29 protein-coding genes are annotated in these 24,290 nt (G+C 65.9%); 6 read left to right on the top strand and 23 right to left on the bottom strand.

Going from position 1 to position 24,290, the window contains the following annotated elements:
• Positions 1 to 5 precede the first annotated feature (5 nt).
• A complete protein-coding gene (locus ACUZUJ_RS14515; protein WP_197622091.1) occupies positions 6 to 1,217 on the bottom strand; it encodes an efflux RND transporter periplasmic adaptor subunit in 1,212 nt (403 codons plus the stop codon).
• A gap of 280 nt (positions 1,218 to 1,497) precedes the next feature.
• Between ACUZUJ_RS14515 and ACUZUJ_RS14510 the strand changes: the two genes are divergently transcribed.
• The gene (locus ACUZUJ_RS14510; RefSeq protein ID WP_478446222.1) at positions 1,498 to 1,995 is read left to right on the top strand and encodes a cytochrome b; all 498 of its coding nucleotides are present in this window, start codon (positions 1,498 to 1,500) and stop codon (positions 1,993 to 1,995) included.
• Between the two features lie 25 nt (positions 1,996 to 2,020).
• Positions 2,021 to 2,716 carry a VIT1/CCC1 transporter family protein gene (locus tag ACUZUJ_RS14505; protein ID WP_104656791.1) on the top strand — a complete coding sequence of 232 codons (696 nt, stop codon included), beginning with the start codon at positions 2,021 to 2,023 and terminating at the stop codon, positions 2,714 to 2,716.
• Between the two features lie 2 nt (positions 2,717 to 2,718).
• Here the strand turns inward: ACUZUJ_RS14505 and ACUZUJ_RS14500 are convergent, their stop codons facing one another.
• The 5 genes from ACUZUJ_RS14500 to ACUZUJ_RS14480 all read right to left on the bottom strand — a co-directional run bounded on the left by ACUZUJ_RS14500 (position 2,719) and on the right by ACUZUJ_RS14480 (position 6,132).
• A complete protein-coding gene (locus ACUZUJ_RS14500) occupies positions 2,719 to 4,116 on the bottom strand; it encodes a sensor histidine kinase (protein ID WP_104656912.1) in 1,398 nt (465 codons plus the stop codon).
• Positions 4,117 to 4,133: 17 nt separating this feature from the next.
• Positions 4,134 to 4,799 (bottom strand): response regulator transcription factor, encoded by a 666-nt coding sequence (locus tag ACUZUJ_RS14495; RefSeq protein ID WP_104656792.1) that lies wholly within the window; start codon positions 4,797 to 4,799, stop codon positions 4,134 to 4,136.
• Between the two features lie 210 nt (positions 4,800 to 5,009).
• The gene (locus tag ACUZUJ_RS14490; RefSeq protein ID WP_104656793.1) at positions 5,010 to 5,207 is read right to left on the bottom strand and encodes a YgaP family membrane protein; all 198 of its coding nucleotides are present in this window, start codon (positions 5,205 to 5,207) and stop codon (positions 5,010 to 5,012) included.
• Positions 5,208 to 5,270: 63 nt separating this feature from the next.
• The gene (locus ACUZUJ_RS14485; RefSeq protein WP_104656794.1) at positions 5,271 to 5,798 is read right to left on the bottom strand and encodes a rhodanese family protein; all 528 of its coding nucleotides are present in this window, start codon (positions 5,796 to 5,798) and stop codon (positions 5,271 to 5,273) included.
• Positions 5,799 to 5,820: 22 nt separating this feature from the next.
• Positions 5,821 to 6,132, bottom strand: coding sequence for an ArsR/SmtB family transcription factor (locus tag ACUZUJ_RS14480; RefSeq protein ID WP_104656795.1), 312 nt, complete (start codon positions 6,130 to 6,132; stop codon positions 5,821 to 5,823).
• A gap of 82 nt (positions 6,133 to 6,214) precedes the next feature.
• Here ACUZUJ_RS14480 and ACUZUJ_RS14475 point away from each other — a divergent pair, with 82 nt between their 5' ends.
• Positions 6,215 to 7,084 carry an MBL fold metallo-hydrolase gene (locus ACUZUJ_RS14475; RefSeq protein ID WP_104656796.1) on the top strand — a complete coding sequence of 290 codons (870 nt, stop codon included), beginning with the start codon at positions 6,215 to 6,217 and terminating at the stop codon, positions 7,082 to 7,084.
• A gap of 138 nt (positions 7,085 to 7,222) precedes the next feature.
• Here ACUZUJ_RS14475 and ACUZUJ_RS14470 read toward each other — a convergent pair whose 3' ends face one another.
• The 9 genes from ACUZUJ_RS14470 to ACUZUJ_RS14430 form a co-directional block, all read right to left on the bottom strand.
• On the bottom strand, positions 7,223 to 9,202 hold the full coding sequence (locus ACUZUJ_RS14470) for a relaxase/mobilization nuclease domain-containing protein (RefSeq protein ID WP_104656797.1): 1,980 nt from the start codon (positions 9,200 to 9,202) through the stop codon (positions 7,223 to 7,225).
• 436 nt (positions 9,203 to 9,638) lie between these two features.
• Entirely contained in the window at positions 9,639 to 10,250 is a 612-nt protein-coding gene (locus ACUZUJ_RS14465) for a S26 family signal peptidase (RefSeq protein WP_104656799.1), read from the bottom strand.
• Positions 10,247 to 10,792, bottom strand: coding sequence for a DUF2840 domain-containing protein (locus ACUZUJ_RS14460; RefSeq protein ID WP_104656800.1), 546 nt, complete (start codon positions 10,790 to 10,792; stop codon positions 10,247 to 10,249). The genes ACUZUJ_RS14465 and ACUZUJ_RS14460 overlap by 4 nt, the downstream gene beginning before the upstream one ends.
• Complete coding sequence (locus ACUZUJ_RS14455) at positions 10,789 to 11,064, bottom strand: chromosome partitioning protein ParB (protein WP_104656801.1); 276 nt, start codon at positions 11,062 to 11,064, stop codon at positions 10,789 to 10,791. Before ACUZUJ_RS14455 ends, ACUZUJ_RS14460 begins: the two co-directional genes overlap by 4 nt.
• Positions 11,061 to 11,699, bottom strand: coding sequence for a ParA family partition ATPase (gene parA / locus ACUZUJ_RS14450; RefSeq protein ID WP_197622094.1), 639 nt, complete (start codon positions 11,697 to 11,699; stop codon positions 11,061 to 11,063). The genes ACUZUJ_RS14455 and parA overlap by 4 nt, the downstream gene beginning before the upstream one ends.
• 253 nt (positions 11,700 to 11,952) lie before the next feature.
• Positions 11,953 to 12,822, bottom strand: a complete 870-nt coding sequence (locus tag ACUZUJ_RS14445; RefSeq protein ID WP_425602037.1) for a replication initiator protein A — start codon at positions 12,820 to 12,822, stop codon at positions 11,953 to 11,955.
• Between the two features lie 14 nt (positions 12,823 to 12,836).
• Positions 12,837 to 13,127, bottom strand: a complete 291-nt coding sequence (locus tag ACUZUJ_RS14440) for a helix-turn-helix transcriptional regulator (RefSeq protein WP_104656914.1) — start codon at positions 13,125 to 13,127, stop codon at positions 12,837 to 12,839.
• A gap of 83 nt (positions 13,128 to 13,210) precedes the next feature.
• A complete protein-coding gene (locus tag ACUZUJ_RS14435) occupies positions 13,211 to 13,993 on the bottom strand; it encodes a DUF2285 domain-containing protein (protein WP_104656804.1) in 783 nt (260 codons plus the stop codon).
• Between the two features lie 333 nt (positions 13,994 to 14,326).
• The gene (locus ACUZUJ_RS14430; protein WP_104656805.1) at positions 14,327 to 14,677 is read right to left on the bottom strand and encodes a DUF2958 domain-containing protein; all 351 of its coding nucleotides are present in this window, start codon (positions 14,675 to 14,677) and stop codon (positions 14,327 to 14,329) included.
• Positions 14,678 to 14,935: 258 nt separating this feature from the next.
• On the opposite strand from ACUZUJ_RS14430, the gene ACUZUJ_RS14425 reads away from it, so the two are divergent.
• A complete protein-coding gene (locus ACUZUJ_RS14425; RefSeq protein ID WP_104656915.1) occupies positions 14,936 to 15,226 on the top strand; it encodes a helix-turn-helix domain-containing protein in 291 nt (96 codons plus the stop codon).
• Positions 15,227 to 15,268: 42 nt separating this feature from the next.
• Here ACUZUJ_RS14425 and ACUZUJ_RS14420 read toward each other — a convergent pair whose 3' ends face one another.
• Together ACUZUJ_RS14420 and ACUZUJ_RS14415 are read right to left on the bottom strand one after the other, a co-directional pair.
• Complete coding sequence (locus ACUZUJ_RS14420) at positions 15,269 to 15,583, bottom strand: DUF736 domain-containing protein (RefSeq protein ID WP_104656806.1); 315 nt, start codon at positions 15,581 to 15,583, stop codon at positions 15,269 to 15,271.
• A gap of 708 nt (positions 15,584 to 16,291) precedes the next feature.
• Positions 16,292 to 17,215: an AraC family transcriptional regulator gene (locus ACUZUJ_RS14415; protein WP_104656807.1), complete on the bottom strand. Its 924-nt coding sequence runs from the start codon at positions 17,213 to 17,215 to the stop codon at positions 16,292 to 16,294.
• 102 nt (positions 17,216 to 17,317) lie between these two features.
• Between ACUZUJ_RS14415 and ACUZUJ_RS14410 the strand changes: the two genes are divergently transcribed.
• A complete protein-coding gene (locus tag ACUZUJ_RS14410; RefSeq protein ID WP_104656808.1) occupies positions 17,318 to 18,160 on the top strand; it encodes an NmrA family NAD(P)-binding protein in 843 nt (280 codons plus the stop codon).
• 35 nt (positions 18,161 to 18,195) lie between these two features.
• The gene (locus tag ACUZUJ_RS14405) at positions 18,196 to 18,621 is read left to right on the top strand and encodes a nuclear transport factor 2 family protein (protein ID WP_104656809.1); all 426 of its coding nucleotides are present in this window, start codon (positions 18,196 to 18,198) and stop codon (positions 18,619 to 18,621) included.
• Between the two features lie 201 nt (positions 18,622 to 18,822).
• On the opposite strand, the gene ACUZUJ_RS14400 is transcribed toward ACUZUJ_RS14405, so the two are convergent.
• The 6 genes from ACUZUJ_RS14400 to radC all read right to left on the bottom strand — a co-directional run bounded on the left by ACUZUJ_RS14400 (position 18,823) and on the right by radC (position 24,244).
• Positions 18,823 to 19,032, bottom strand: a complete 210-nt coding sequence (locus ACUZUJ_RS14400; RefSeq protein WP_104656810.1) for a hypothetical protein — start codon at positions 19,030 to 19,032, stop codon at positions 18,823 to 18,825.
• A gap of 62 nt (positions 19,033 to 19,094) precedes the next feature.
• Entirely contained in the window at positions 19,095 to 21,161 is a 2,067-nt protein-coding gene (locus ACUZUJ_RS14395) for a ParB/RepB/Spo0J family partition protein (RefSeq protein ID WP_458219945.1), read from the bottom strand.
• A gap of 65 nt (positions 21,162 to 21,226) precedes the next feature.
• Entirely contained in the window at positions 21,227 to 22,054 is an 828-nt protein-coding gene (locus tag ACUZUJ_RS14390) for a DUF932 domain-containing protein (RefSeq protein ID WP_104656812.1), read from the bottom strand.
• A gap of 703 nt (positions 22,055 to 22,757) precedes the next feature.
• Complete coding sequence (locus tag ACUZUJ_RS14385; RefSeq protein ID WP_104656814.1) at positions 22,758 to 23,036, bottom strand: hypothetical protein; 279 nt, start codon at positions 23,034 to 23,036, stop codon at positions 22,758 to 22,760.
• A gap of 65 nt (positions 23,037 to 23,101) precedes the next feature.
• On the bottom strand, positions 23,102 to 23,452 hold the full coding sequence (locus ACUZUJ_RS14380) for a DUF2958 domain-containing protein (RefSeq protein ID WP_104656815.1): 351 nt from the start codon (positions 23,450 to 23,452) through the stop codon (positions 23,102 to 23,104).
• 282 nt (positions 23,453 to 23,734) lie between these two features.
• Complete coding sequence (gene radC / locus ACUZUJ_RS14375; RefSeq protein ID WP_104656816.1) at positions 23,735 to 24,244, bottom strand: RadC family protein; 510 nt, start codon at positions 24,242 to 24,244, stop codon at positions 23,735 to 23,737.
• Between the last annotated feature and the right edge of the window lie 46 nt (positions 24,245 to 24,290).

The raw sequence follows: 24,290 nt of genomic DNA, 5'->3' as shown, positions 1-24,290 counted from the left end.
CCCCCTCACTGCAGCGGCAGCATGGACTTGAGCAGCGCCGTGCCGTGCGTGACGACCTGCTCACCGCTCATCAGCAAGGCAGGGCCGCCCTTGGAATCGGGCACCACTACGCTGACGGCTTCGTCCCCGCCCAGCAACTGCACGGCTACGGCGCGGACGCGGATCGCCCCCTTCTCTCCGCCCGCCGCATAGCTCGCCACATACAGAACATGCCTCTGCCCGGCGGGCAGCAAGGCCGACGGCGGCACGGCCAATGCGCCCGCAGGCGCGGGCAGCAGCAGGCTCACGCTGAATTGCTGACCCACAGCGAGCGCCGTCTGCCCTTCGATGCCGGCGCGCACGCGCAGGCTCTGGCTGGCGGGGTCGGCATCCGCGCCCACCGCCACCACCTTGGCCACCTTGCCATCGGGCAGGCCCACGGGCAGGCCGGGCTTGATGTCGCTGCGCAGGCGCAGCGGCGCGGTGAAGTTCACGTCCATGCGGCCCGCCTCGGCCACCACGAAGGCGGCTTCAAGCGCAGCCACCGACTGCCCCGGCATCAGGTGCCGCCGCACGACCTGGCCCGCCATCGGCGCCAGCAGCTCGTATTCGCCCGCCTGCCCGCCCGTCACAGGACGCAATTGCGCCAGCGCGCCCGTGGCCTGGTGCAGCGTGCTTTGCGTGGCCTGCGCGCGCGCCTGCGACTGCTCGTTGCGAGCGGCGGGGATGATGCCCTCGGTCAGCAAGGCCGCATCGCGCTTGGCTTGCAGCGCCGCCGCCGTGGCCTCGCTGCGCGCGCGGGCCAGTTCGCCCTGCGCGGCCAGCACGTCACGGCTCTGGATGCGCGCCAGGGGCTGGCCTTGCCGGACAAGAGCCCCTTCATCGACCAGGATGCGCGTGACCACGCCCGCGTAGGGCGCGCTGACCTGCGCGCTGGCGGCCAGCGGCGCTGCGGCTTGCGCGGGCAGGCCAGGCACCGGCAATTGCGTGGCGGTGTCCGCCGCCGCCGTTGCCACCCCGAGCGCGCGCTGTTGCGCCACGCCCAATGTGATGTGTCCGTCAGCGGCGGGGGCCGTGGCGGGCGTTTCCGCCGCTGACTCCTTTGCGGGGCGTGAAAGCATCCACCAGCCCGCACCCGCAGCAACTGCCAAGACCATGGCGGCGGCAACACCAGGGATGGCGAAGCGCTGATGTTTTTTCTGCGGCGCGCCTTCGGGCGGCGCTGTATTGGGGGACATACCAAGCATGCGGTTCGATCTGCTGCGGTGATAAACCGCCACATGCTTGCAGCCCAAGCTTTGGGCAAGCTTTGATTGAAATTTATTTATTCGCTCAAAGCTTGCCCAAAGCTTGAGCTGCCAGAGTGACGCGAGAACACGTGCAATACGCACACAAGGTGCGGCGTCCTCAGCATTGCTTCGCGTGTGTCGATCGAATCAATGTGTCGGAGAAAGTGAATTGATACTCAAGAACTCTAGAAACCGCTATGGCACTTCTGTCATAGCCTTGCACTGGCTGATGCTGGTGCTTCTCGCTGCGGTTTATGCCTGCATGGAACTGCGCGGCTTCGCGCCCAAGGGCAGCGAATTGCGCGCGAATATGAAATCCCTCCATTTCGTGCTGGGCCTGTCCGTCCTGGCGTTGGTGGTGGTGAGGCTGTGCGTGCGCTGGGTGGCAGGCGCCGCGCCGCCCATCGAGCCGCCCATGCCCCGGTGGCCGGCCTTGCTGGCGCGGCTCATGCACGTCGCGCTGTATGCACTGATGATTGCCGCGCCGCTGCTGGGTTGGCTGGCATTGAGCACGGCAGGCAAGCCGGTCAACCTGTTCGGCTTTGCGCTGCCCCTGCTGACGGGCACGAACGAAGCGCTTGCGCATCCCTTGAAGGATCTGCACGAAACACTGGCCACGGCGGGCTATGCGTTGATTGGATTGCATGCGGCGGCGGCGCTGCTGCACCACTACGTCATCCACGACAACACGTTTGTGCGCATGCTGCCGGGGCACGGCTCCCAATAAGAAACCCGAGAAACAGAGGATTCCCATGAAGTTCATGCACCGCGAACGCCACCGCACGGAACACATCGGCTGGCTGCGCGCCGCCGTCCTGGGCGCCAACGATGGGATCATTTCCACTGCTAGCCTGGTGGTAGGCGTCGCAGCGGCGCAGGCCAGTCACGCCAGCATCATGACAACCGCGGTGGCCGGGCTGGTCGCCGGCGCCATGTCCATGGCGGCCGGAGAATACGTGTCGGTCTTTTCTCAGGCAGACACGGAGAAGGCCGACCTGGCGCGGGAACATCGTGAGCTGACGGAAGACCCCGAGGCCGAACATCGGGAACTGACGGCCATTTACACCCGGCGTGGGATCGAGCCCTCCCTGGCCAGTACCGTCGCATCGCAATTGATGGCCCACGATGCGCTGGGGGCACATGCCCGCGATGAGCTGGGTATCTCGGAAGCGCTCAGCGCCAAGCCACTGCAGGCAGCGCTCGCCTCCGCCGCCAGCTTTGCCGTCGGCGCGGTTCTGCCACTCGGTGTCGTGATGCTGGCACCGAGGCCATCCTTGCTCTCATGGACGGTTGTCACCGCCATATTCTTTCTGGCGCTGCTGGGCGTCTTGGCCGCGAGGATAGGCGGCGCTTCCGTAGTCAAAAGCGCGTCCCGGGTAACGCTGTGGGGCACCTTGGCCATGGCCATGACGGCGGGTGTCGGCGCGATTTTTGGCGCGGCGCCGTAGGTTTACACCAGCGCGGCCCAGGGGCCCAGCCATGCGGTCAACCTGCCATCCTGCAGGCTGAAGCGCAGCGGCAGATCGATGGCTCGCGCCAGGGCGAACGCTAGGGCCAATCCCAGCCCTGCATGGTGTGCGGTGCCGCCTTCGGATTGCTTGCGCCAGAAGCGGTGGCCGAGGTGTTCGAGGTCGTCTTCATGAAGATCGGGCGCGGCATTGCCGATGGAAAGAAGCCAGCCCGCATCGCCTCGCTCCAGGCGGCAGGTGATCGCATCGCCATCGGGTGCGTACTCCATGGCGTTGCGCAGCAAGTTGGAGAGGATTCGTTCGATCACGCCCAGATCGCCCTGCACCCAGGCCGATGGCGGCAGATCGGTCTGCATGGTCAGCCCGCGGCGCGCCTGTATTCCCGCCAACGCGGCCAGCAGTTCGCGCACCAACCCTGCCATATCGAGCGGATCGGGCGCCTGTGTGTGTTGTCCGGATTCGAGCCGGGCCAGCAGCAGCAAGGTGTCCACGCTGCGTTGCATGCGTGCGGTAGCGCTCACAGCGGCGCCCAGGCTGTGCTGGGCCTGGGTGGGGTCGCCCGCGATCAGTGCGCTTTCGGCGCTGGTGCGGATTTCCGCCAGAGGGGTGCGCAGTTCGTGCGCCACGTCGCGCGAGAATTGGCGCTCACGTTCGATGGCGGTGTACAGGTGGTGCAGGCCCAGGTTGAAGGCATCGGCAAAGGGCTTGAGTTCACGCGGCAAGTCGCCGCCCAGCGGTTGCATGGGCTGGTCTGCATTCAGGCGCGCCGCCGCGGCACCCGTGCGGCGCAACACCACGATGACGCGCTGTACCAGGAGCAGCGCCGATCCGGTTGCCAGCAAGGTTGCCAAAGCGATGCCGATGAGCAACGCAAAGTGGACGCGCCGCTCGGTCTGATCCCACCCCTCGCGCTCCGTTGCCACCACCAATAGCCGGTTCTGGCTGCCATGCAATGCCACATGGGTGGCGAGCGCACGGCCTGCGTGACCGTCGGGCAGCGTCACGTCGTAATAGCGCGGCGTGCCTTGCGCCGCCAGTCCCACTGGAAGTGTGGCACCCGCGCTGCTGGGCGAGCGCAACACGGCCTGGCCGTTGTCTTCGTTGAAGACGGTGAAGAACTCGGTGTGCCCGCCCGGCTCGTATTCGGGCATCAGGCGTTCGAGCTGCTGCGGATCAGGTTCTTGCAGTACGCGCCCGACGGCAGCGGCACGCTGCGAAAGCGTGAGATCCATTTGCTGGTAGATCGCCCGGTCGATCAGGCGATCCAACACCGGGAATACGGCGGCGAAGGTGCCGCCTATGCACAAGACCAGGCCCACAGCCAGACGCCGATGCAGTGACCAGGCCGTATCTTTGGATGGAGCGAGAAACGGCTTCATGCGCATGTCCTCACGGCTCACGCCAGCACGTACCCAAAACCCCGCCGGGTCACGATCAACTCATCCAGGCCGCACTGTGCAAGCTTGGTGCGCAAGGTACTGACGATGACCTCCACCACTTTGTCCGATGCATCGCTGCTGCTGTCGTACAGGTGCTCAAAAATTTGTGCGCGTGACAGCACCGCGCCCTGCCGGCGCAGCAACAACTCCAGGCATCCGTATTCCTTGGGCGTGAGCTTCAGGTCATCGCCGCGCCAGCGCGCCGTGCGCGAGCGCGGATCGACGGTCAGTTCGCCATGGCGCAAAACGGGCGTATCGCGCTGCGCCGGGCGCCGTACCAGGGCGCGCAGCCGGGCCAGCAGTTCCGCCAGTTCAAAGGGCTTGGTCAGGTAGTCATCCGCGCCCGCATCCAGCGCGCGCACCCGGTCATCGAGTTGTTCCCGCGCCGAAAGCACCAGCACAGGGGCCGTTCCGGCATCGCCGCCCAACGCCCGCAATACTCCGAAGCCGTCCACACGAGGCAGCATCAAATCCAGAATGATCGCGTCGTAGCGGTAGCTTTGGAGAAATTGCAGCGCAGCCTGGCCGTCCGCTGCAATATCGCAAGCGTAGCCCTCGGTCTTGAGACTGCGATTCAAGGCCTCAGACAGCGTTTCGGAGTCTTCAACGATCAAGATGCGCATCTATTTCTCAGGATCAAAGTAACCCTGGATCAGAAAAATAGAACATTCTGGCGCGCCAACCTTTGGCCAAGCTTTTGACTCAAGTAGTCAGGGGAATCTCTGCCTAAAGAGACTTCACCAACCTATCGAAAGCCCCTGCTGCGGGACGCGCTCACAACACTATTCTGTCCACCGTTGCAGAAAATTGCTGCCCTGACTGTGACCCGACGCCTATTTGCCGGTCTTCAGTGGACAGGTATTGAGCCCGACCAGCGAATACAGCGGGCAAAAGCGCACCACCCCCGTCAGGAGCGGAATAATGCCCAGCCAGCCCCACCAGCCCACTGCGCCTGTGGCGGCCAGTGCGATGAGCACGAGCCCGACGACGATGCGAAGAATGCGGTCGATACCGCCGACATTGAGTTTCATGGTTTCTCCTGAATTAATCCAACAAAAGTGAACTTGGGCAGCGCTGGGCGTTGGCGACTTCGCTCATCCGGCCAGCGCGTTGCGGTTCCAGGGCATGCGCGTCAGCACACGCGCCAGCCCACAAAACCCCGAGGCGCCAGCGAAAACGAGCCCCGCCCCCACGAAGCCCGAGAGCGCATGGAACCAAGGCGATACCGTGACGCCGAGTACCGCACCCAGCACAATCAAAGACCCTGCGGCAATCTGTACCTGCCGCTGCAGTTCCAGCGGCTGCGATACATCGGCCACGATGGGCAGCCCCGCCTTTTTCCAGGCGTCCAGCCCGCCTTCGAGGGCGTAGGCGTCGCAGGCGGCGCATGCCTTCAGCGCCGACGCATTGACCTGCGTCCGGTGGCCCGAACGGCAATGGAAGATGACAGCCGAAGCGCCGGCCAGCGGCAGGCTGCCGGCTTGCAGGCGATCCATGGGCACATGGCGCGCCTGCGCGATGCGCTCGCGGGCATGTTCGTCCGCCGCGCGGATGTCCACCAGGACGGCGCCCCGGCTCAGGAGTTCGCGGGCGTCTTGGGGCGAGATGGGTTTCAGGGGCATGGGGATGGCCTCCGTTGATGGATCAAGGGCAGAAAAGGGTCTTGAGCGTGGCGATGAGCTTGGCCACGTCCGGGTTTTCAATCCGGTAGTGCAGGGTCTGCGACTCGCGCCTATAGGCCACCAGGCCGTCCTCGCGCATCCTGGCCAGGTGCTGGGACAAGGCGGACTGGCTCAATGCCACGTCCTCAAGCAGGGCGCCGACGGTCATCTCCCCGTGCTCGATCAGCAGGCACAGGATGAGCAAGCGATGTTCATTGCCGACCGCACGCAGCATGGCCGCGGCGTTGGCCGCGCCGTCCTGCATGAAAGATCGATCCTTCTTGTTGAGCTTCATGGCAACGTTTATTTCAATGTTTACTAATTTAGCATTTTCTAATATAAAGTCAAGGCATCCCCTCCAAGGCAGGACACTTCCCATGCAATCCGCTGCGCAGATCCAGGCGTTTTTCGACGAAGCCACGAACACCGTGACCTATCTGGTGTCCGACCCCGCGACGCGGCAAGCCGCCGTGATCGACCCGGTGCTCGACTATGACCACCGCAGCGGCAAGGTGTCCACCACATCGGCTGACCAAGTGCTGGCCGCGGCAGCGGGCCAGGCGCTGGAGGTGGCGTGGATCCTGGAGACCCATGCCCATGCGGATCATCTGAGCGCGGCCCCGTACCTCAAGGCGCGCACAGGCGCACGGGTGGCCATCGGGGAGCACATCCGCGACGTGCAAGCCATCTTCCGGCCAGTGTTCAACTTGGACGACGTGTCCGGCGACGGAGGAGAGTTCGATCGCCTGCTACGCGATGGCGAGACCTTGAGCATCGGCGATTTGACGGTGGACGTGCTGCACACCCCAGGCCACACGCCTGCCTGTCTGTCCTACCGCGTGGGCGATGCCGTGTTCGTGGGCGACACCTTGTTCATGCCGGACTACGGCACTGCGCGCGCCGATTTCCCGGGCGGAAGTGCCCGCACCCTGTACCAATCCATCCAGAAACTGCTCGCACTGCCCCCCGAGACCCGTCTGTTCATGTGCCACGATTACAAGGCACCCGGGCGCGACAGCTACGCCTGGGAAAGCACGGTCGCCGAGGAGCGCGCACGTAACGTGCACGTTCACGACGGTGTGAGCGTGAATGAGTTCGTGGCCATGCGCCAATGCCGTGACGCGACGCTGGCAGCGCCCGCGCTGCTGCTGCCTTCAATTCAGGTCAACATCCGCGCGGGCCGGTGGCCCGAAGCCGAATCCAACGGGATGCGCTATCTCAAAATCCCGATGCGCCTGCCTGTATGAACATCGCAGGCCATCCCCACGCTGGGTTGCTCCAAGGCCTGCCGTCACCTTGCGTCCATGTGGCCCTTGGCTTGTCGAGAGCCCAAGGCATGTAGGCACTGAAGTTTGATTCGTGAAGAGCGTCCCTAACTCACAACACTAGATTGCTGGCCCCCGCTGCCGCCCGATTTCCCATGACACCCCGCTACCGCGCACCGTCGCCGCAAGCTGCTGCCCCAGCCGCTGCTCGATCACCGGCCTCCATGGCACCAGGCTGAATCCCATGCCGTCATCCAGCATTGCGTAGCGGCCACTGGCAAGCATGACGCTGCGGCGATAGATGCCCGCCACGCGCTGGCCGTCCGCCGCCGGGCGATGCTCCAGGCCGGTGTCGGCAGCAATGTCCTTGGCAGCCTGCGCCACCTCCCGGTTGCGCAGCGTGCCCAGCAGATTCCGGGCGAGGATCACACGCTGCCCGCGCCGCTCGGCCAGTCCCTGTTCGGTCAGGAAGTCGGCGCGCTGCTGCATCGCCTGCTTGGCCTCGCTGCCAAAGCCCAGGTCGCCCAGGCCCGAGCCGCCGCCGATCAGTTGCTGGTCGAGCCAGGTGGCCCCGATCACGCGGGCCTGCCGCTCGATGGGCAAGTGCGATTTCAGCTCCACAGCGACGCCGCCCAAACGCTGCGCGTCGTACTGGCGACCACGTTCGGGCAGGTCGTCTGGCACCTTCCATAGACCCTCGGCCACTCGTTCCACGATGCCGGCGCGGCGCAGGGCTTCCAGCCGGCGAACGTGGGTTGCCACCACCTCTTGCGGATCGCGGCCAGGCACGGCCTGGCCCTGGGCGATGGCAAGGTGATGGTCGGTGCGGTACAGGCCACCGCTCGCCAAGGCGGCGACGTTCCTGTCGGCGGCGCGCACGTCGGCCGATCCCTTCACCTCCACCACGGCGCCGGCCGGATAGTTCGCCAGCTCGTCGCGGGCATTCAGTGCGACGTAGTGGGCCTTGCCGTCCACGCCATCGATGACCAGATAGCCCCGGTCGTGCAGCTCGTCGGACAGTCCCTTGGCGGCGACACGCCCGACGACAGTGCGGCCATCATCGCCCGGCTCGAAAACAGCCAGCTCGCGCGGCTGGCCGCTCATGGCCCGCTGCATGGTACGGATGATGTCGCCGCGCTCGCCCAGGGCGCGCAAGGTCTTCTCCGCATCGGCATGGACGGCCCAGGTGCCGGGCTGCACTTCATCGACCAGGCCCAGGCGCTGTAAACGCTGCAGGCGGCCGATCAGCAGCAGGCGCTGGCGTTGCAGCCGCGGTTCGTTGAAGCGTTCAATCTGCACTTGGCCGTCGTCGCCAAGCTCGCGCTTCAGAGTGCGATCCAGGCTTGTCCACCGTTCCTGCTCCACCTCGCGCTGCAAGGTCTGCTGGATCTCCAGCTCGGTGCGCGGCCCCAGCCATTCGGTCGCCAGCTCGGCAGCGCGATGCCGGAAGCCATCGGCGATGTAGTCGCCCGCGATGATGAGGTCTTTGCCCGTGTCGTCGCGCCCGCGCACGATCAGGTGGGTGTGCGGGTTGTCGGTGTTCCAGTGATCGACCGCCACCCATTCCAGCCGCGTGCCCAGGTCGGCTTCCATGCGACCCATGAGGTGCCGCGTGTAGGTGCGCAGGTCTTCCAGCTCGGCGCCATCCTCGGGCGAGACGATGAAGCGGAAGTGGTGCCGGTCATCGGCGCAGCGTTCCTTGAAGGCGTCGAGGTCGGCGGCGTCGGTCTGCGGCCCATAGGCTCGGCCGGGCTCGCCGTCGCGGCCCACGCCGTCACGCTCGACGTACCGCAGGTGCTTGGCGAGCGACTGCGGGCTGGCCCGCTGCTGGTTGACCAGCAAGGTCTTGATGGTTACGCGCCGCGACATGGGCGTGAGCTTCGCGCCCGCGAAGCGCGCCGCCGTATGCCCGCGCCCCAGGCGCGAGCCGGGCCGCTGGCCGGTGGTCTTACCGCCGCCAGCCGTTGCAGGGCGACGCACCGAGGACTTGCCGCTGCTGGCCTTGCCGGCCTGCTTGAGCACCTTGGCGATGAAGCCCTGGCCCCGGTTCTTCGTGGCACTGGGACGGATGCGGAAATCGTCATCGCGCCGGTTGCTCATGGCTTCTCTCCCTGAATGCTCCAGCGTGTCCGGTCGTGCGAAGCACGCGGACATGGCCGCATCGGCGCGGGCCTCGCGCCCCCAGCGGCACGGCGGCGAAGCCGCCGCGTGCCGCGCCACCCCCACGTGCAGACTGGCTTTCGACGCGGCCCGGTGCCGCGTCCTTTTGTCTTGCCTTCCGCATTTGCCTCCCGCATCCGCTCCCGGCAATTGCGGCCCGGTGGCAAGGCTGCACCAGCAGCCAGCGCACCGGCGAACACGGCGAGGGCCGAAGGCCAGCCGTGTTCAAGGCAAGACGCCTGCACGTTGGACGGCTGCGCCGGAGGCAGCGCGAAGTGCGGCGCGGATGCGCCCGCACTGCATGCGTGACGACATGGCAACAGCAGCCGGAACGACACGCCCGATAGCACGATGATGCGCAGCGAGTCGGCGGCCATCATGGGCGCTTCTCCAGCCAGACCGGGCGCGCAACGCCGATCACGGCGGCTGCGCTGACCGGCCCGAAATACCGGCTGTCGAACGACGCTGGATTGGTGACGCTGAGCAGAAACAGCTCGCCAGGCCGAAGGCGGCGGCACTGCAGCCAGGATGGCAGCGGCCGGCCCCAGCGATCGGCAGGCAGCACGGCGGCCGAAGGCACGCCGTCGATGCGAACGCTGCCTCCTGTGATGCACACCTCCTGCGGTGCGACCGCGCCCACGCGCTTGAGCAGCGGGATGCGCGTCGGCAGGTAGCCGCGCTGCGCAGCGAGCGCGGCAGCCTCGGCAGGCAGCGGCACTAGCACGATGCTGCCCACGTGCAATGACGGCGGTAGCAGACGTGGCGACGAGCTGGCGCGATGGTCGAGCGGATCGACGCGATACCAGCCAACCGCCACGCTGTCGGACGGGTTGTAGGTCAGGCGCGGCAGCGGATGCACGAAGGACGCCCAGGCCAGCGCAGCGAGGCCGCAGGCGGACAGGCCCGTCAGCACGAAGCGAGCGCGCAGGCGCGAGCGAGGACGCGGCGGGATGCCGGTTGCACCGGCAACGGCGGATGGGAGCGTCATGGCAGCGCCCTCCCGGTCAGCCAGGCGGCGTGCCGCTCGGCGCTGTAGTCAGGCAGCGGCAAGCGCGCAGCGAGCCGGTTGCCCAGCGTGCGCCAGTACGCGGGCGAAGCGCCAGCAGGCGCGATGCCCAGCGCCTCGATGGCGTCGATGCACTCCAGCACGGCGCGCACCGTTTGCTCACCTTCGGCGTGCAACAGTAAGCGCGCGCCCGGCTGCACGCCGGGGATGCGCTGCGCAGCGTCCAGCGGCGTGCAAGCCTGCATCACCATGAGCTGCCAGCGGACGGTGCCGTAGTCGTTGGCCTGCCAGCGAATGCGGCAGAACACGGCGCTGGGCATGAACACGGCGAGACTGCGCCAGCGGTCGAGCCGCTGCGTGCGCGCCGGTTCGCCAAAGCGCAGATAGAGCTTGAAACGGTGCTCCAGGAAGGCCAGCGAAACGCGCGTCAGTGGTGTTGAGGTAGGCCGCGCCGCGTGTGCTGGGATGGACGAGGACGGTGCAGCCGTGGCCGCACCAGCGGCAGGCAAAGCGGATGCGGTCATGGTGTGTTCTCCCTGCGGTGTTCTGGGAACTCCCTCTCCAACAGGCCGCGCAGAAGATCAGCCACGGTCACGCCCTGCGTGAAGGCCGATACCTTGATGCGCGCCCGCATGGCGGGTGTGATGTCGAGGGTCAGGCGTGCCGTGTAAAGGTCGCCCTTGCCCAGCGCATCGGCATCGCCCTGGCGAATCCATGCCTCGGCGTGCGGATTCGCGGGTGGACGCGCGCCGATGCCGATGCGCTTGCCCGTGCGCTTGCCAGCGGGACTGCTCATGACGGCCACCGCAGCAGTTCATCGACCAGCGCGGTGATTTCGCGCGCGGCGGCGCTGTCGGGCGCCGTTTCGCGGGTAAGCCGGCCAGCGGCCACGCTGTCGGCGAACACGATGCGCTGATGCACTTCCGCGCGCAGCGCAGGAAGCGGCTGCTCGGCCAGCGCGCCGCGTGCTTCGCGTCCGATCACGGTGGTGCTCACGCGCCGGTTGATGACGAAGGCCGCGCGCAGCGCAGGCCGGAACACGTGCGCCTCGCGGATCAGTGTCACCATCTCGGCAGAAGCCCACAGGTCGTAGGGGCTGGGCTGCACGGGAATCAGCACACGCTCGGCCGCCAGCAGCGCGGAGCGCGCCAATGCGGCGATGCGCGGCGGCCCGTCGATGACGACGTGATCGGCCCGCCTGGCGAGTTCTGGCGCTTCCTGATGCAGCGTTTCGCGTGCAAGGCCCACGGCGCTGAACAGCCGTGGCAAGCCTTGCTGGCTGCGGCGCTGCGTCCAGTCCAGCGCGGAGCCTTGCGGGTCGGCATCCAGCAGGATGACCGACTGCCCGCGCATTGCCAGCTCGCCGGCGATGTGGGTGGCGAGCGTGGTCTTGCCCACGCCGCCTTTCTGGTTGAGCAGCGCAACGATCATGGCCTGGCCCTCCACGTTGGAAAGCCCGGCTGTTGCTGCTGCTTTTCTGGCCGCGCGGTGGTTGTCCACCGTGGCGCGGCGCTTCTACTATCAGTTAGTTGATTTAAGTTAGGGAAGTTAGAGGGGCCGAAAACCCGCGCCGTTATTGGCTTTGCGGCCGATCCGTACTCCTGATAGCACGAGAGTCGTACTCCCGATAGCACGATACCCCGTACTCCTAATAGCACGAGCCCGTCCACAGGCTTCGCACCGTTTATCCCCGTGCCGCGAACGGCACGGGCCGGAAGGTCAGCAGCTCGGTGCCGTTGTCCGGCATCCGCTCGATGCTCAGGACGTAGCCGGGTAGCGACTGCCGCCCGACCAGCGCGCGCAGGTCGTAGGCGAAGTCCGAGAAGCGCGTGGCACTGCCGGACTTGCGGTGCAGGTGCCGGAAGTCGAATTGCCATCCACCAGGCTGCCGTCCGCCGTGCTTGCGCACCAGCCGGTACAGCCAGCGCTCGATGCCCCCGGTGAGCCGGAAATACGCCGGGTCGATGGTCAGCACCAGGGCGGCGTCCATGACGCCCGCATAGAACCAGTCCGGCAGGATCAGCTCCAGCCCCAAGGGCGTGCCTTTGGCATCGGCCAACTCCTTCCACTCGTTGATCCACGAAAACCGATGCAGCCGTCGGCCGGTCGTTTCGCGGATGGACGTGGCCACCGTCGTGGATTGCAGGCGATCCAAGGCCGCCTTGAGGCGCTGGTAGTCGCGCAGCGACGTACCGCGTCCGATGAAGCGCAGGATCTCGTAGGGCGTGGCCTGCATCAGCCGCGACGGGCGCAAGCCTGCATCGCGTGCTTCCACGATCTGCGAGGCGGCCCAAATGAGCACGTCCGCATCCCAGATCGTGGCGATGCCATGCTCCTGCGTGCCCTCCACGCGGATCGTGATGCTGCCGGCGCGGAAGTCGATCGGCGCTGTGCGCCGCGACTTCGCCAGCGAGAAGAACGGAAAGGCCATCAAGTCCTGGCTGTCGCGCGGCGCCATGTCGCCCGGCAGGGCGCGGAACAGGTCGAGCTGTTCGCGCTCCGGCACGGGCCGCTGCCGGGACGGCAGCGCAGGGCTGGACATGGCGAAGGCCACCCGCGCGCCAGCGATCAGCGCGCACGGCTGTCCGCCGAGTGCTGCTCGGCGTATTCGGGGTCGGAAGTCGTCTCGAAGCTGCGGTCGGCGGCCCAGGCATCGAGGTCGGCCACGGCGTACATGACACGCCGGCCGAACTTACGAAAACGCGGGCCACCGCCGAGCACGCGCTGCTTTTCCAGCGTGCGCGGCGACAGCCGCAGGTAGTCGGCGGCCTCGTCGTTGGTGAGATAACGCTGCGGTTGCGCGGCAGCGGTCGAGGTGGTTGCGGGTGCGGCGGCAGGCCGCAAGGGAGCAGGACGCATGGTGTGAACCTCCATCGGTTGCAGGGCTCCGGCCACACAGCGCAACCGGATGGAGGCAGTCTCAGAAAACGAAGCTGTCCTGCTCAGGGACGTTTTGCGTCCCCTTCAAAACGTCCCTTCTCAGGCGACGGCAGTTGTGCTAGGCGGCGATAGCCGCCGCGCATCAACGCATCGCCGCGCCGCACTAGGCGGCGCACGCGGGCTCGCAAGTCGCCATCGGCATGCCAGTCAGCAGTCACTGCATCGGCCCCGAACAGTCCTTCGGCGACCTCGCGCAAGGACGCGCCCGCCAGGGTCGCGTCGAGCGCCTGCAGGGTGTGCAGCTCCAGCAGCGCAGCAGGCGACGGCCTGGGCTTGGTATTGGCCTGAGCCTGGGCCGCACCGAGCGCATGGCCGCGGCCATGCGCGGCAGCGCCGCCGCGATGGGCATAGGCCACCGCCATGCCGTCTTCCAGGCCGGGCGCCAGCGCGTAGCGCTGGCAATGGCCGGGGCTGTGCGCGATCAGCGCCAGCCGCTTGCCGTCATGGAGCAGTTGCTTGTGGCCTGGGATGTGCCAGAAGTCGAATGCAGCAGCGTCGGGCGGTGGATCGGCATCGGGATAGAGCTGGATCACGCCGGCATGGCCGGGGAGCCAGGCCGGATGCGCGTCGCGCGCATCCAGGGCCGGGTCTTCCAGCAGGCGCAAGCCCCAGCGATGCGCCGCGTGCTGTGCCGCGTGCGACCGGCGATGACGGTGTAGCCAGTCGAGCCGGTAGTCAGGATGACGGCGCAGGTACTCCCAGGCCAATGCGAACGCATCGAGCCAGAGAACGTAGAGATAGGCGGCGGTGGGATACCAGTGCGCGAAATGGTGAGGGCTGACCATGACGAAGCTCCTGTCGGATAGCAGGAACGTCGCCACGGCGTCAGACATGCGGGAGCATCAAATCAACGTAGAAATCCGGTTAAGCTGTAACTGCTGGTGTCAAGACCGATGGGCTCCGGCGTGTTGCGAAATTCGTCCGAATGCGACGGCCGCCCGACTCCAAAATGTCATGCGGCACGAAATACCGTGCCGTAACGCCCGCAAAAGATCGTGGCTGTTTTACGCACGCGAGCACTGTTTCGGTGCATGAGTGCAGATTCAGACTAAGCAGGTCTGAAACAAGGCCGGAATAGTCTTAATGCGTTCGCTCGGCTGAACTGAGACGCGGGCGATTCAATCGACGATTGAACCGTTTTCCTGGGCCAGTCGTAGATATTCCGACAGCGGGCGCATCGCCTGGAAATACAAATCCCGCATCACGGGCTGTTTGTTCGGGCCGACGATGGAAGCGAGGTCGGACAGCTTCACGCGGCCCAGCTCGGGCATGCTGATTCCCAGGTCGATCAGGCCGTAGGCCGTGTCGCCATCGACGGGATCGAGCGAGGTCAGCAGCCAGGTGGCGTGCGCGTCGGGAGTGAACAGCCGCACGACCGGCAACGGGTCGTTGGGCTCGTCGGCGGCGGCAAGCCGCCCGTTCACCAGCAGCGCGGCGCGCTGCTCCTCGGTGACCAGGGGAGCGTTCATCGGGGTGCTCCTGTTCCAGCGTGGAATCGTGGCTTTGTGGTTCCCCTCGCAAGCGTGGATGCGTATTCCATCCAAGCCGTGGAAACACGAAAGCGCAGAAGCGCAATTGTAGAAATCTGGAAAGACACGATGGCGGTTCTCCGGTTTTGTCGGAATCCGCAAAAGCGGATTTCCGTAAAAGAACGAATAAGAGCCAAAGGCATGAATGAGTTAAAGATAACGTGGTTTTAATTGTGCTGCGACTTGACGCTTCTGTCCATGCAGAAGCGACCCATCCAGCGCGGCCGACCGGCCGGCGCCACCACCTACGACGCCGAATTGGCGCAAGCCTTCGGCGCGGCGGTGCGCGCGTTGCGGACGGAGCGCGGCATCGCGCAGGAGTCGCTGGCGCACCTCGCCGGCATCGAGCGCTCCCACATGGGCAAGGTCGAGCGCGGCGAGCACATGCCCACGCTGGCGATCATCTTCAAGATCGCCAACGCACTCGAATGCAGCACGGCAGTGCTGATGAGCGAGACCGAAGGCCAGCTTGAGGCGGCTCGGTCGTAGCGGGACTGCGCCCCGCCGCAGCGGGCGGGGCGTCGGCGGCCGTCAGGCCGCCTGGGGCTTGCTGCGCGACCAGATCAGGTCGTGCGTGCCGCTCTCGCCTTCGATCAGGCGGGCGTAGACCGTGGCCGGGAACGAAGGATCGTCGAGGGTCACGGAGATGTACTCCCGCCCGGCCTCGCTTGTCTTCTTCCACGCCGCGCCGATGTCGTGGCCGGCCGCCTGCAGGCGGAAGTCCGGGGCCTTCTCGTTGTCGCCCTTGTCGTTGGGCACCAGCTTGACCTTGACGTTGAGCGTCAGGGTGCGAAGCGTGCCGGTGAAGCCGTCTTTGTCTGCGGTGAAGCTGCCGATGTTGGCCATGATGGATCTCCTTTTGGTGGAACAAGGTTCGCGCCCATCGCGTCCTTGTTGTGATCCGGCCGGCGGGGGACGGGCTGGCTGCACCGCTTGCGGCCGCAACGCAGTGGAGGGCCGGGAGGCGAAAAGAATTTGGCCCGCGAGGAATGCGCGCAGCGCAGGGGAAATTGTTTTCGCCGGACGGTTGCAGCCATGAAGCCCGAGGCGCAGCCGCGCCACCGCCAGGGTTCACAACAACACAAGGACGCCTTGGGCCGAACCGCATCGAAAGGAGACAGGGCTGGCTCGGCATCCCCGCATGAAGGCTGCACCGGCTCGCCCACTGACGCGGGCCAGGTCAACCACCCGACGACAGGCGAGAAAGCCCCTGCCGCACCTTGCGGCGCCGGTCTTGAGGCGTGGCGTGGAAGCTCCATAGCGATGCCGGGCGAGATGCCCGTGAACCGTCCTTCGTGACGTGATGGGCGAGAACCACCAGCGTTGAGGACGGCACGCATTCGCACAACCTGCCGCAGCAAGCTCCAACGTGTTCGCCAGCCCCGTCCATTGCGGCGGGGGAAAGCCCGCAGGGCTTTCCCCTGGAAGCAAGCGCAGCGCGCAGCGCCGCAGGCGCGAAGGCGTGAGCGGATTGAAGCCGAATGGCCGTGACGGCGAAGTCGGCACGGGGCACAGCCCGAAAGCCCGGCGGCGCTGCGCGCCGACACGCCCCCGCTAGTGAGTCAGCGTGGCTTCGGGCAAATCCTGCCCACTCTGGCGCCACCGTCCTGGGGGCTGTCCATGATGTCGGCGGAACGCCGTCGCAAAAGCGTACAGAGACGAGTACCCGACCCGTTCCGCCACTTCCGTCAGCGGAACGTCCTGCGTCCGCAAGAGATCACGTGCCACGGTCATCCGCCAGTCGGTGAGATACCGCATCGGCGTATCGCCCAGCACCTCCTGGAACACGCGCGCAAACGTGGCACGGGACATATGGCTCATCCTCGCCAGTTCTTCCACCGTCCACGGCTTGCCGGTGTCCCCGTGCATAGCCTGCAATGCTTTCGACAGACGTGCATCCGACGCACCTCGAACCCATGCGGGTGCATTCGGGCTTGATGTCAGCCCTGTCCGAAGCCCCAACACGACGAGAACATCCAGCAGTCGATCCAACACCGTCTGACGACCCGGCTCCGACTGGGACAGCTCTCTCGACAGCAGAGCGACCACCGCTTGGATGGGGTTGTCCATACGCGAGGGAATCAGGAACACCGGCGGAAGCGCATTGACCAGCCCTACACCGATGTCCCCGGCAAAGCGATAAGCCCCGCAAAGGAATGCCGACGCTCGCGGATCGCGTTCGGCCTCGTCAGAGGCGTGCGCAACCTGGAAATCCTCCGGCAAGACGCAATGCGCCCCTGGTTCGTGGGCGATGAAGTGGTCAGGCCCACCGCGAACCAGTGCCAGGTCTCCCGGCCTGAGTTCGACAGGCTCACCCCCGCCATCGAGCCACAGCCACGCATGACCCTGAATCACCGCGTGAACGGCCAACTGGATCGTGCCCGGTAGCCGAAGCCCCCAAGGTGCGACGGCGATGGATCGCGCGAACACGCCGCCAGCAGCGCGGGCGCGCACCAGATGCTCTTGCAATATGTCCATGTTGTGAGCGTATCACGCAAATTATTGAGTGCATAGATTATTGATGCTCTCATTCGATGCGCCTAAATTCACTTCATCGACCCACCTACCGGAAACCCCGACATGAATAACCTTAGCGACCACCTCACCCTGGTGCTCGGCGCCACCGGCAAGACCGGCTCCCGCGTCGCCCAGAAGCTCAGCGCCCAGGGCATTCCCGTCCGCACCGCAGCGCGTAGCGGCGCGGACGTCCGATTCGACTGGAGCGACCCATCAACCTTCGCCGGTGCTCTGAACAAGGTCTCGGGCATCTATCTCGTGTCGCCCGTGATGCGCGTGGACTTCGCCGACATCGTGGCCCGATTTCTCGACGAGGCGGAGCGCGCTGGTGTGGGCCATGTCACCTATCTCAGCGCCTACGGCATGGAGCACGCGCCTGCCGAAGTCGCGCTGCGCGCTGTGGAGCTGGATCTGGCTTCGCGTGCCTCGCTGTCCCATTCCATCGTGCGTCCCGCCTGGTTCATGCAGAACTTCAGCGAAACCTTCGTCAAACCCGTGAACGATGAAATCGTGGTGCCCTGCGGCACGGGGGCCGAAGCCTTTGTCAGTGCAGAGGACATCGCATCCGTCGCGGCAGCAACGCTGAGCGACCCCGCACGGCACGCTGGCCGCGCTTATGCACCCACCGGCCCCGAGGCGCTGACTTTCGAGGAAGCCGCAGCGCATATCTCGAACGTCACCGGCCGCAAGATTGCGTACCGGGACGTGGATCGCAGCGCCTGGGTCAACGCAATGATCCAGGCCGGCGTGCCTGCCGAATATGGCGAGGTGCTTCGCATCCTGACCGAGACGATCGCCAGCGGCCGAGGCTCCCGGCCGAATAACGATGTGCTGGCCGCCACTGGCAAGGCACCCACCCACTTTACGGACTTCGCCGCAGCGACTGCCGTCGCATGGCGCCAATGAAGCCTGCCCCACGAATTGAGCTAGGGAGCACAGAAATGCCAAATCAGAAATATTCAGTCTTCCAACCCGCCAAGCCTTACTTCGATCTGGTGCGGAGCGCCTTGGGCGACCTTGTCGATGGTGAGCACTTCTTCGACATCGTCACCGATGACACCATCTACGAAGTGCTCTACGACCTCGGCTGGCCGCGCATCATCCAAGGGCGGACTGACCTGATGGCAGCATTCCGGGGCTACGTGGAAAACATCGCGCTGCAATCGGCCGACAACTTGATCGCCCACAAGACCGGCGACGGCTGCGTCATCGAATACGAGGTGCATGGAACCATCCTCGCAACGGGCACGAAATACAACAACAGGTTCTGCTCGATCATCAAGATCGAGAACCGGAAGATCGCGCACTGGAGGGACTACATGGACTCCCATGCGGCCTGGAAGGCACTGACGCCAGGCGCGACCTAGGCCGAGCGCAGATCGTTTGTTTACCAAACCAAAGGCATCGCGGCTGCGCGATGCCTACGACGCCGCCTTAGCGAGAGCGAAGGCAGCGGCGTTCTGATTCGGCTGTTGGCCTTGAACACCGGGCGCGGCCACTGCCGCGCCCGGATTTTTGAAGTTCACCGCGCCCAGGGCGGAACGGCCTGGGCGCGGTGTTGACGACGGTTATTCCTTCGTCTCGATGATCCACCACACGGCGCGCGCCAAGGCGCGGCCCGTGATGGGATGAATGTCGGTGAGGTCTGCGCGGGCCGTCCAGCCCGAGGGCGGACGGTAGCCGCGCACGTCGCCATCGCCGTGCCAGCGGCGGGCGCGCACCGTGCCGGGGGCGTCGATCGCCGCCATGCGCGGGCGGCTGGTGATGGTGCGGGTCATGGGGGCTTCTCCTTGCGGCGAAGCGCCCCGGTCGAGGCCGGAGCGCTTGCCTTCGGCGCGGGTCAAGCAGCCAGCGCCTCGGCGGGTTCATCCGCCATTTCTTCTGCATCGTCCGGGGCGTCCTGCTCCGGGCTTTCCTTCTGCGCGGCATCCTGCGGGCCTGCGGCCTTGAAGATGGCGGGCATCCAGCCCGTGCCATCGGCCAACCGCTCGGCCTCGCCGGCAATGTCGGCCTTCTTGAGCTTCGCCAGCCGGGTGACGGATTCCGGTGCAAACGCGCCCACGGCATCCAGAATCACAGCCTTGGAAACGTGCTTGAAATAGCCTTCTGCGGTCGGTTTCCACCATGCGGCCATGTCGAGGCCTACGGCCCGCGCCAGTTCCGCGCCGGGCTGGTGCGGCGTAGCGCGGGGTGTCACCACGTCCACCGTGGATGCCACGCACACGGCCAGCAGCCACACCAGTTCGTCTTGCGGCTTCGCCAGCAGCGCGGCGAACAGTTCGGCGCTGTCCTCCGGCAAGGCTTCGCCCGCCACCTGTTGCAGTTCGCGCAGCGCCACGGCGGCGGACGACTCCGGCCAGTCCGGGGCCATGCCTTCCAGCCGATCTTGCACTTTCAGGCTCACGCCCAGCAGTAAGGAATCACGGTTGAGGCTGTAGCGGCTTTCCTGCAAGACGGTCTGCACCATGCCATGCACCACGGCGGCCAGCGCGGCTTGCGGATGCCGTGCGACTTCGATTTGCAGCGCGGCGGTGCGGTGGGCGCTCAACCGCTGCGCCAGCCGGTCGGACATGGCGGTGCTCTTGGGTTGCTCGTCGTCCTCGCCTTCGTCGTCGTTCTCGGCATCCTCGCCGGTGAACCCTTGGCGCAGCCGTTCCAGTGTGCGCAGCGCCTTGGCCTCGGCCTCGCGCATCAGACCGCGATGAATGACCGCCTCGCCGTTGCGGTCGATGCTGACGATGGCACCGGCTGCGGCCTTCACGTTCGCGCCATAGTCCTGCAAGCCATCTTCCAGCGCCTGCAACTGCTCGCCCAGGGTTTCGCCTTCCTCCTGCAAGGCATCGGCCTTTTCCTCGTCGTCGGCGTCCATCGCGGCGTCCACGGCTTCACCGATGGCCCGCATTTTCTCTTGGAGCTTTTCGATGCGCTGCGCTTCGCGCTTGTTTGGCTCGCGCCGTTCCCTCGGCGCACGCTGGAAGACGTGCAGGTCGGCATGGGTCACGCCCGGCGTGGCATCCACCCACGCCCAACCCTCGGCGCGGACAGTGGCGGCAATGCCTGCCAGCTTGTCTTGCGCCAGCCGTTCCAGCAGCGCGGCGTCGTTGAGGTACACGCCCGCATCGCCCTCCGCGAACAGGTCGCGGCGGATGCCGCCGCCTTCGGCTTCGTAGCTGTCCAGTCCGACGAAGCGCACCAGCGGATGCCGGTAGGCGTCGATTTCCCGCTCGGTCAGGCGCTCGCGCAAGTGCGAGGGATGGCGCTGCCACTGCGGCGCATCGTAGAACGCGGCTTCCTGCGCGGCGTGGTCGTCGGTGATGGCAAGGGCCATCAACTGGTCAAGGCTCACAGCATCGGCGCGATAGTCCGCCATCAGGCGCGGGGAGACGTTCGCCAACTTCAAACGGCGCTGCACCACCAGCGGCGTGACGGAGAAATCCGCCGCAATGTCTTCGATGGGGCGACCTTCGGCCACCAGCGCCGCAAAGGCTTCAAACTGGTCTGCGGGATGCATGGCTTCGCGCTGCACGTTCTCGGTGAGACTGGCTGTGCGTGCGGTGCCATCGGCCACTTGCAAGCAAGGCACGTCCCAATCCTTGGCGATGCGGTGTTTCTTCGCCAACAGCTTCAACGCGGCAAGGCGACGGCCACCGGCCACCACTTCGTAATGCTCGCCATCGGCGGCGGGAATCACGATCAGGTTTTGCAACAGGCCCACGCGCTGGATAGATGCTGCCAGCTCCGGTACAGACATGCGCGGAACGGTCTTGCGCACGTTGCGGCCCGTGGGGCGCAGCACCAGCCGCGACAGTGGAACCAAAATCAGGTTCTTGGTCGGGTCGGCAGCTTCCAGCGGGATAACTGCGGCGGTATTGACGGCGCGGGCTTCGGTTTGGGTGATGGCGTTCATGGTGTATCTCCAATCGAGTGAAACAAGGGAATGGAGGGGAAACCGCCCCTCCGGCGGGGGAGCGGTCAAGCCTTGAGGGAGCGCATGCCATCGGCCAGCAGCCACAGGGCGCGGTTCAGGCGAATGTCGGAATCAATGCCCTGCACGGGCCGGGTGCTCTGGCGGCGTCCATTGCTGCTGCGGCCATGCAGTCCGCCCTTGGTCAAGTTCTCCTGCGTGCGGTTAAACACGCTCCACAGGTCGGGGCGGCGGTCGTCGAACCGGCGCGGCATCAGGATTTGCGATTCGGTGATGGGCGCGGGCTTGTCCGGGTCGTCGTACTTCAACGCCAGCGCAGCCCGGGCGAACACTTCGGATTCGCCATCGTCCAAAGTGATGCTGCGCATCAGGTCGCGCGATTCCTTCACGCGCTCGAAGCCGCTCAACACCTCGAAAGCGCCTTCGATGACGGAACCGGCCACGTCGCCCTTGTGGGGCACGCGCACATCGGCCACGGTGTCACCACACACAAGGCCATTGCTGCACACGAAGCGGAACATTCCGGCCAGCATCTGATAGCTGCTCGTGCCGTCGTGCGAGTTCAGCAGCACGATTTCGTTAGCCTCCGCGCCGTTGATCTGGCTGGCGTGGCGCAGGCGCAGCATGTGTTTCGTGTGCTCGCGCTTGCCTTCATCGCGCACGCGGGTCTGCGTCACCATGAAGGGCTGGAAGCCTTCTTTGCGAAGCTCGGTCAGGACGGCAGCGGTCGGGATGTAGCTGTACCGTTCGGAACGGCTCTCGTGCGGGGCGTCCGCGAAGATGGACGGGGCCACGCTGCGAATCTGGTCATCGGACAGCGGGTAATCGCTGCGCAGCGAAGGGGAACGGGAAGCGAAACGGGATGCGAGTTGCATGGTCTTTCTCCTGACAAAAAGAGGTTTGCTGTTCACACCGCACACCGGATTCCTAGATTCGGAGCCCAGCCTTTCGGCTGTTCGGTGCGGTCGGCACGAGGAACCCGGTTGGCCCTGTTGCCACCGTCTTTCCTGAGTTCATCGCCCGCGACGGTCAGGAGCGCGCGAACGGGTGCCGTCAAGGAAACAAGCGCAGGGTTGGTGCGGCCCGCAGCGCAGCGAGGACACGGCCCTGCGCGCCTTGACGGCGCACGGGCGCGGGCTACAGTCGCGGACAAGGTGATGAAGTCAGGGGAGACGGCTGGACAAGGCAACGGCCCCTCAACACGCCGACCGCACGGCAAGCGAAGCGCGCAGGCCCGAAGCTGGAAGCCGGGCCGGAGGCGTCAGCCGAGCGGAGCGAGGGAACGATGGAAGCCCGACAGGGGCGAAACCCCGCAGGGGGTTCGATGCGCAGCACGACAGCGCGACCGGCCATCTCCCAGGAGGCCGGGGACGCCCAGCCTTCAATGCCAAAGAAACAGCAAGATCAGAACTTGCACACGCAAGGCATCGTGGATCTGCTGCGAATGTGGTCTGGCCGATCCGGCGCAGCCGGGTCGGCGGTGTTCAGGGGCGCCAAGCCTGCGCGGCGGGGATAGCCCGCAGGGCTTTCCCCTGGAGGCAAGCGAAGCGCGTAGCGCCCCGCAGGGGCGCGAAGGCATCACGCCGAGTCGTCAAGGCGCAGACTGGATTCCGACACCGGCATCCACGGTGCCGACGAGTCCAGCAGATAGCGCGCACCGCGCGCGTACAGACCCGAAAGCCCGGTGGGCTGATAGAGCCCGGTGACGCGACACCGGAACTGTGCGCCGTACTCTTTGGTGTAGATCACCGCGTCGCCGACCTTGAAGCGCAAGGGCTGGCCGTTCTCCGGCGCGAACGGTTTGAGCGCATCGTGCTGCGCCGTGATTTCGATGATGTAGTCGTGATGGCTGCTCATGGCATGGATTTCCTTCGGTGGTTGAAAAAACGCAAGGAGCGCCTTGCGACGCTCCACAGGCCACGTCAGACAACGACACGCCCGGCCAGCCGCGCATCACGCGCATAGGCACTCAGCCGCTTCTCGGCGCGGAACGACAGGTCGCGTTCGATCGGCAGGCCCAGCCCACCGCGCACCGTCGCCAACTCGCCCAGGCTGACCCAGCCGATTTCCGGCTCACCCAACCCCAGGTCGCAAAGACCGAAAGCGTGGTCGTGGTCATCGGGATCAATCTCGGTCAACAGCCAAGTCGCGCCGGCATCCGGCGTGAACAGCTTGACCACGGGCGCCGGATCGAAGTCCGGGTTCTCCAAGGATTCGCGGCCGTTGGCCAGCAGCACGATGCGCTGCTCGTCGGTGATGAATGCGTGGTTCATGGTGAACTCCTGAAAGGTTGCCGGGCGGAATTGCCCGACCCTTCCGGGGCACGGCGCAGCGCAAGCAGTCAAAGATCGAAGACGGCCGCCAGGCCGCAAGCGTGCCCGCACGCGCAGTCATTGACGGCGAGCACGCCGTGGCACGATGGGGGGGAACAGCAAGACCGCCACCCTCGCACTTCCACGCACCCCGGCTTCCGGCAAGTGCGAAGCACGCGCAGGCCCGCATGGGCCGTAGCTGCGCTGCCGGACGCAGCAAAAAGGGGGCCGAAGCCCCCTCGGTCAGAGCAGGCCACATTCAGCGAAAGACGTGGTGGCGCAGCCAGCCACGATGATGTGATCCAGCGTGCGAACGTCTACCAGCGTCAGCGCTTGCTGAAGCTGTGAGGTCAGCGCCTTGTCGGCCGCGCTCGGCTTGGGGTTGCCGCTCGGGTGGTTGTGCGAAACGATGACCGCCGCCGCATTGAGCCGCAGTGCCTCCTTGACCACCTCGCGCGGATGCACCGATGCACTGTCGATCGTGCCGCGGAACATCTCGACGTATTCGATCAAGCGATGCTGCGTGTCGAGGAACAGCACTGCAAAGACTTCGTGCTCGTAGCCGGCCAGCTTGGCGCACAGATACTCCTTGACCGCCGCCGGCGAACTGAACGCTTCACCGCGCTGCATCTTGTGCTCGATGGCCTGGCGCGCGGCCTCCAGAATCTGGTCAGTCGTCGCCAGCAGGTAGCGGCCCTGCGCATCACGCACCATCAGCGAGACATCGAACGAGGAAAAGGACAGTTGCGACATGATCGTGCTCCGGTTGCTCGGGCGGAATTGCCCGGAACCGTCGGGA

Source organism: Stenotrophomonas sp. S4, from assembly GCF_054187805.2.
The sequence above is the reverse complement of the archived record's forward strand: the minus strand, read 5'-3'. Positions and strand labels throughout refer to the sequence as shown.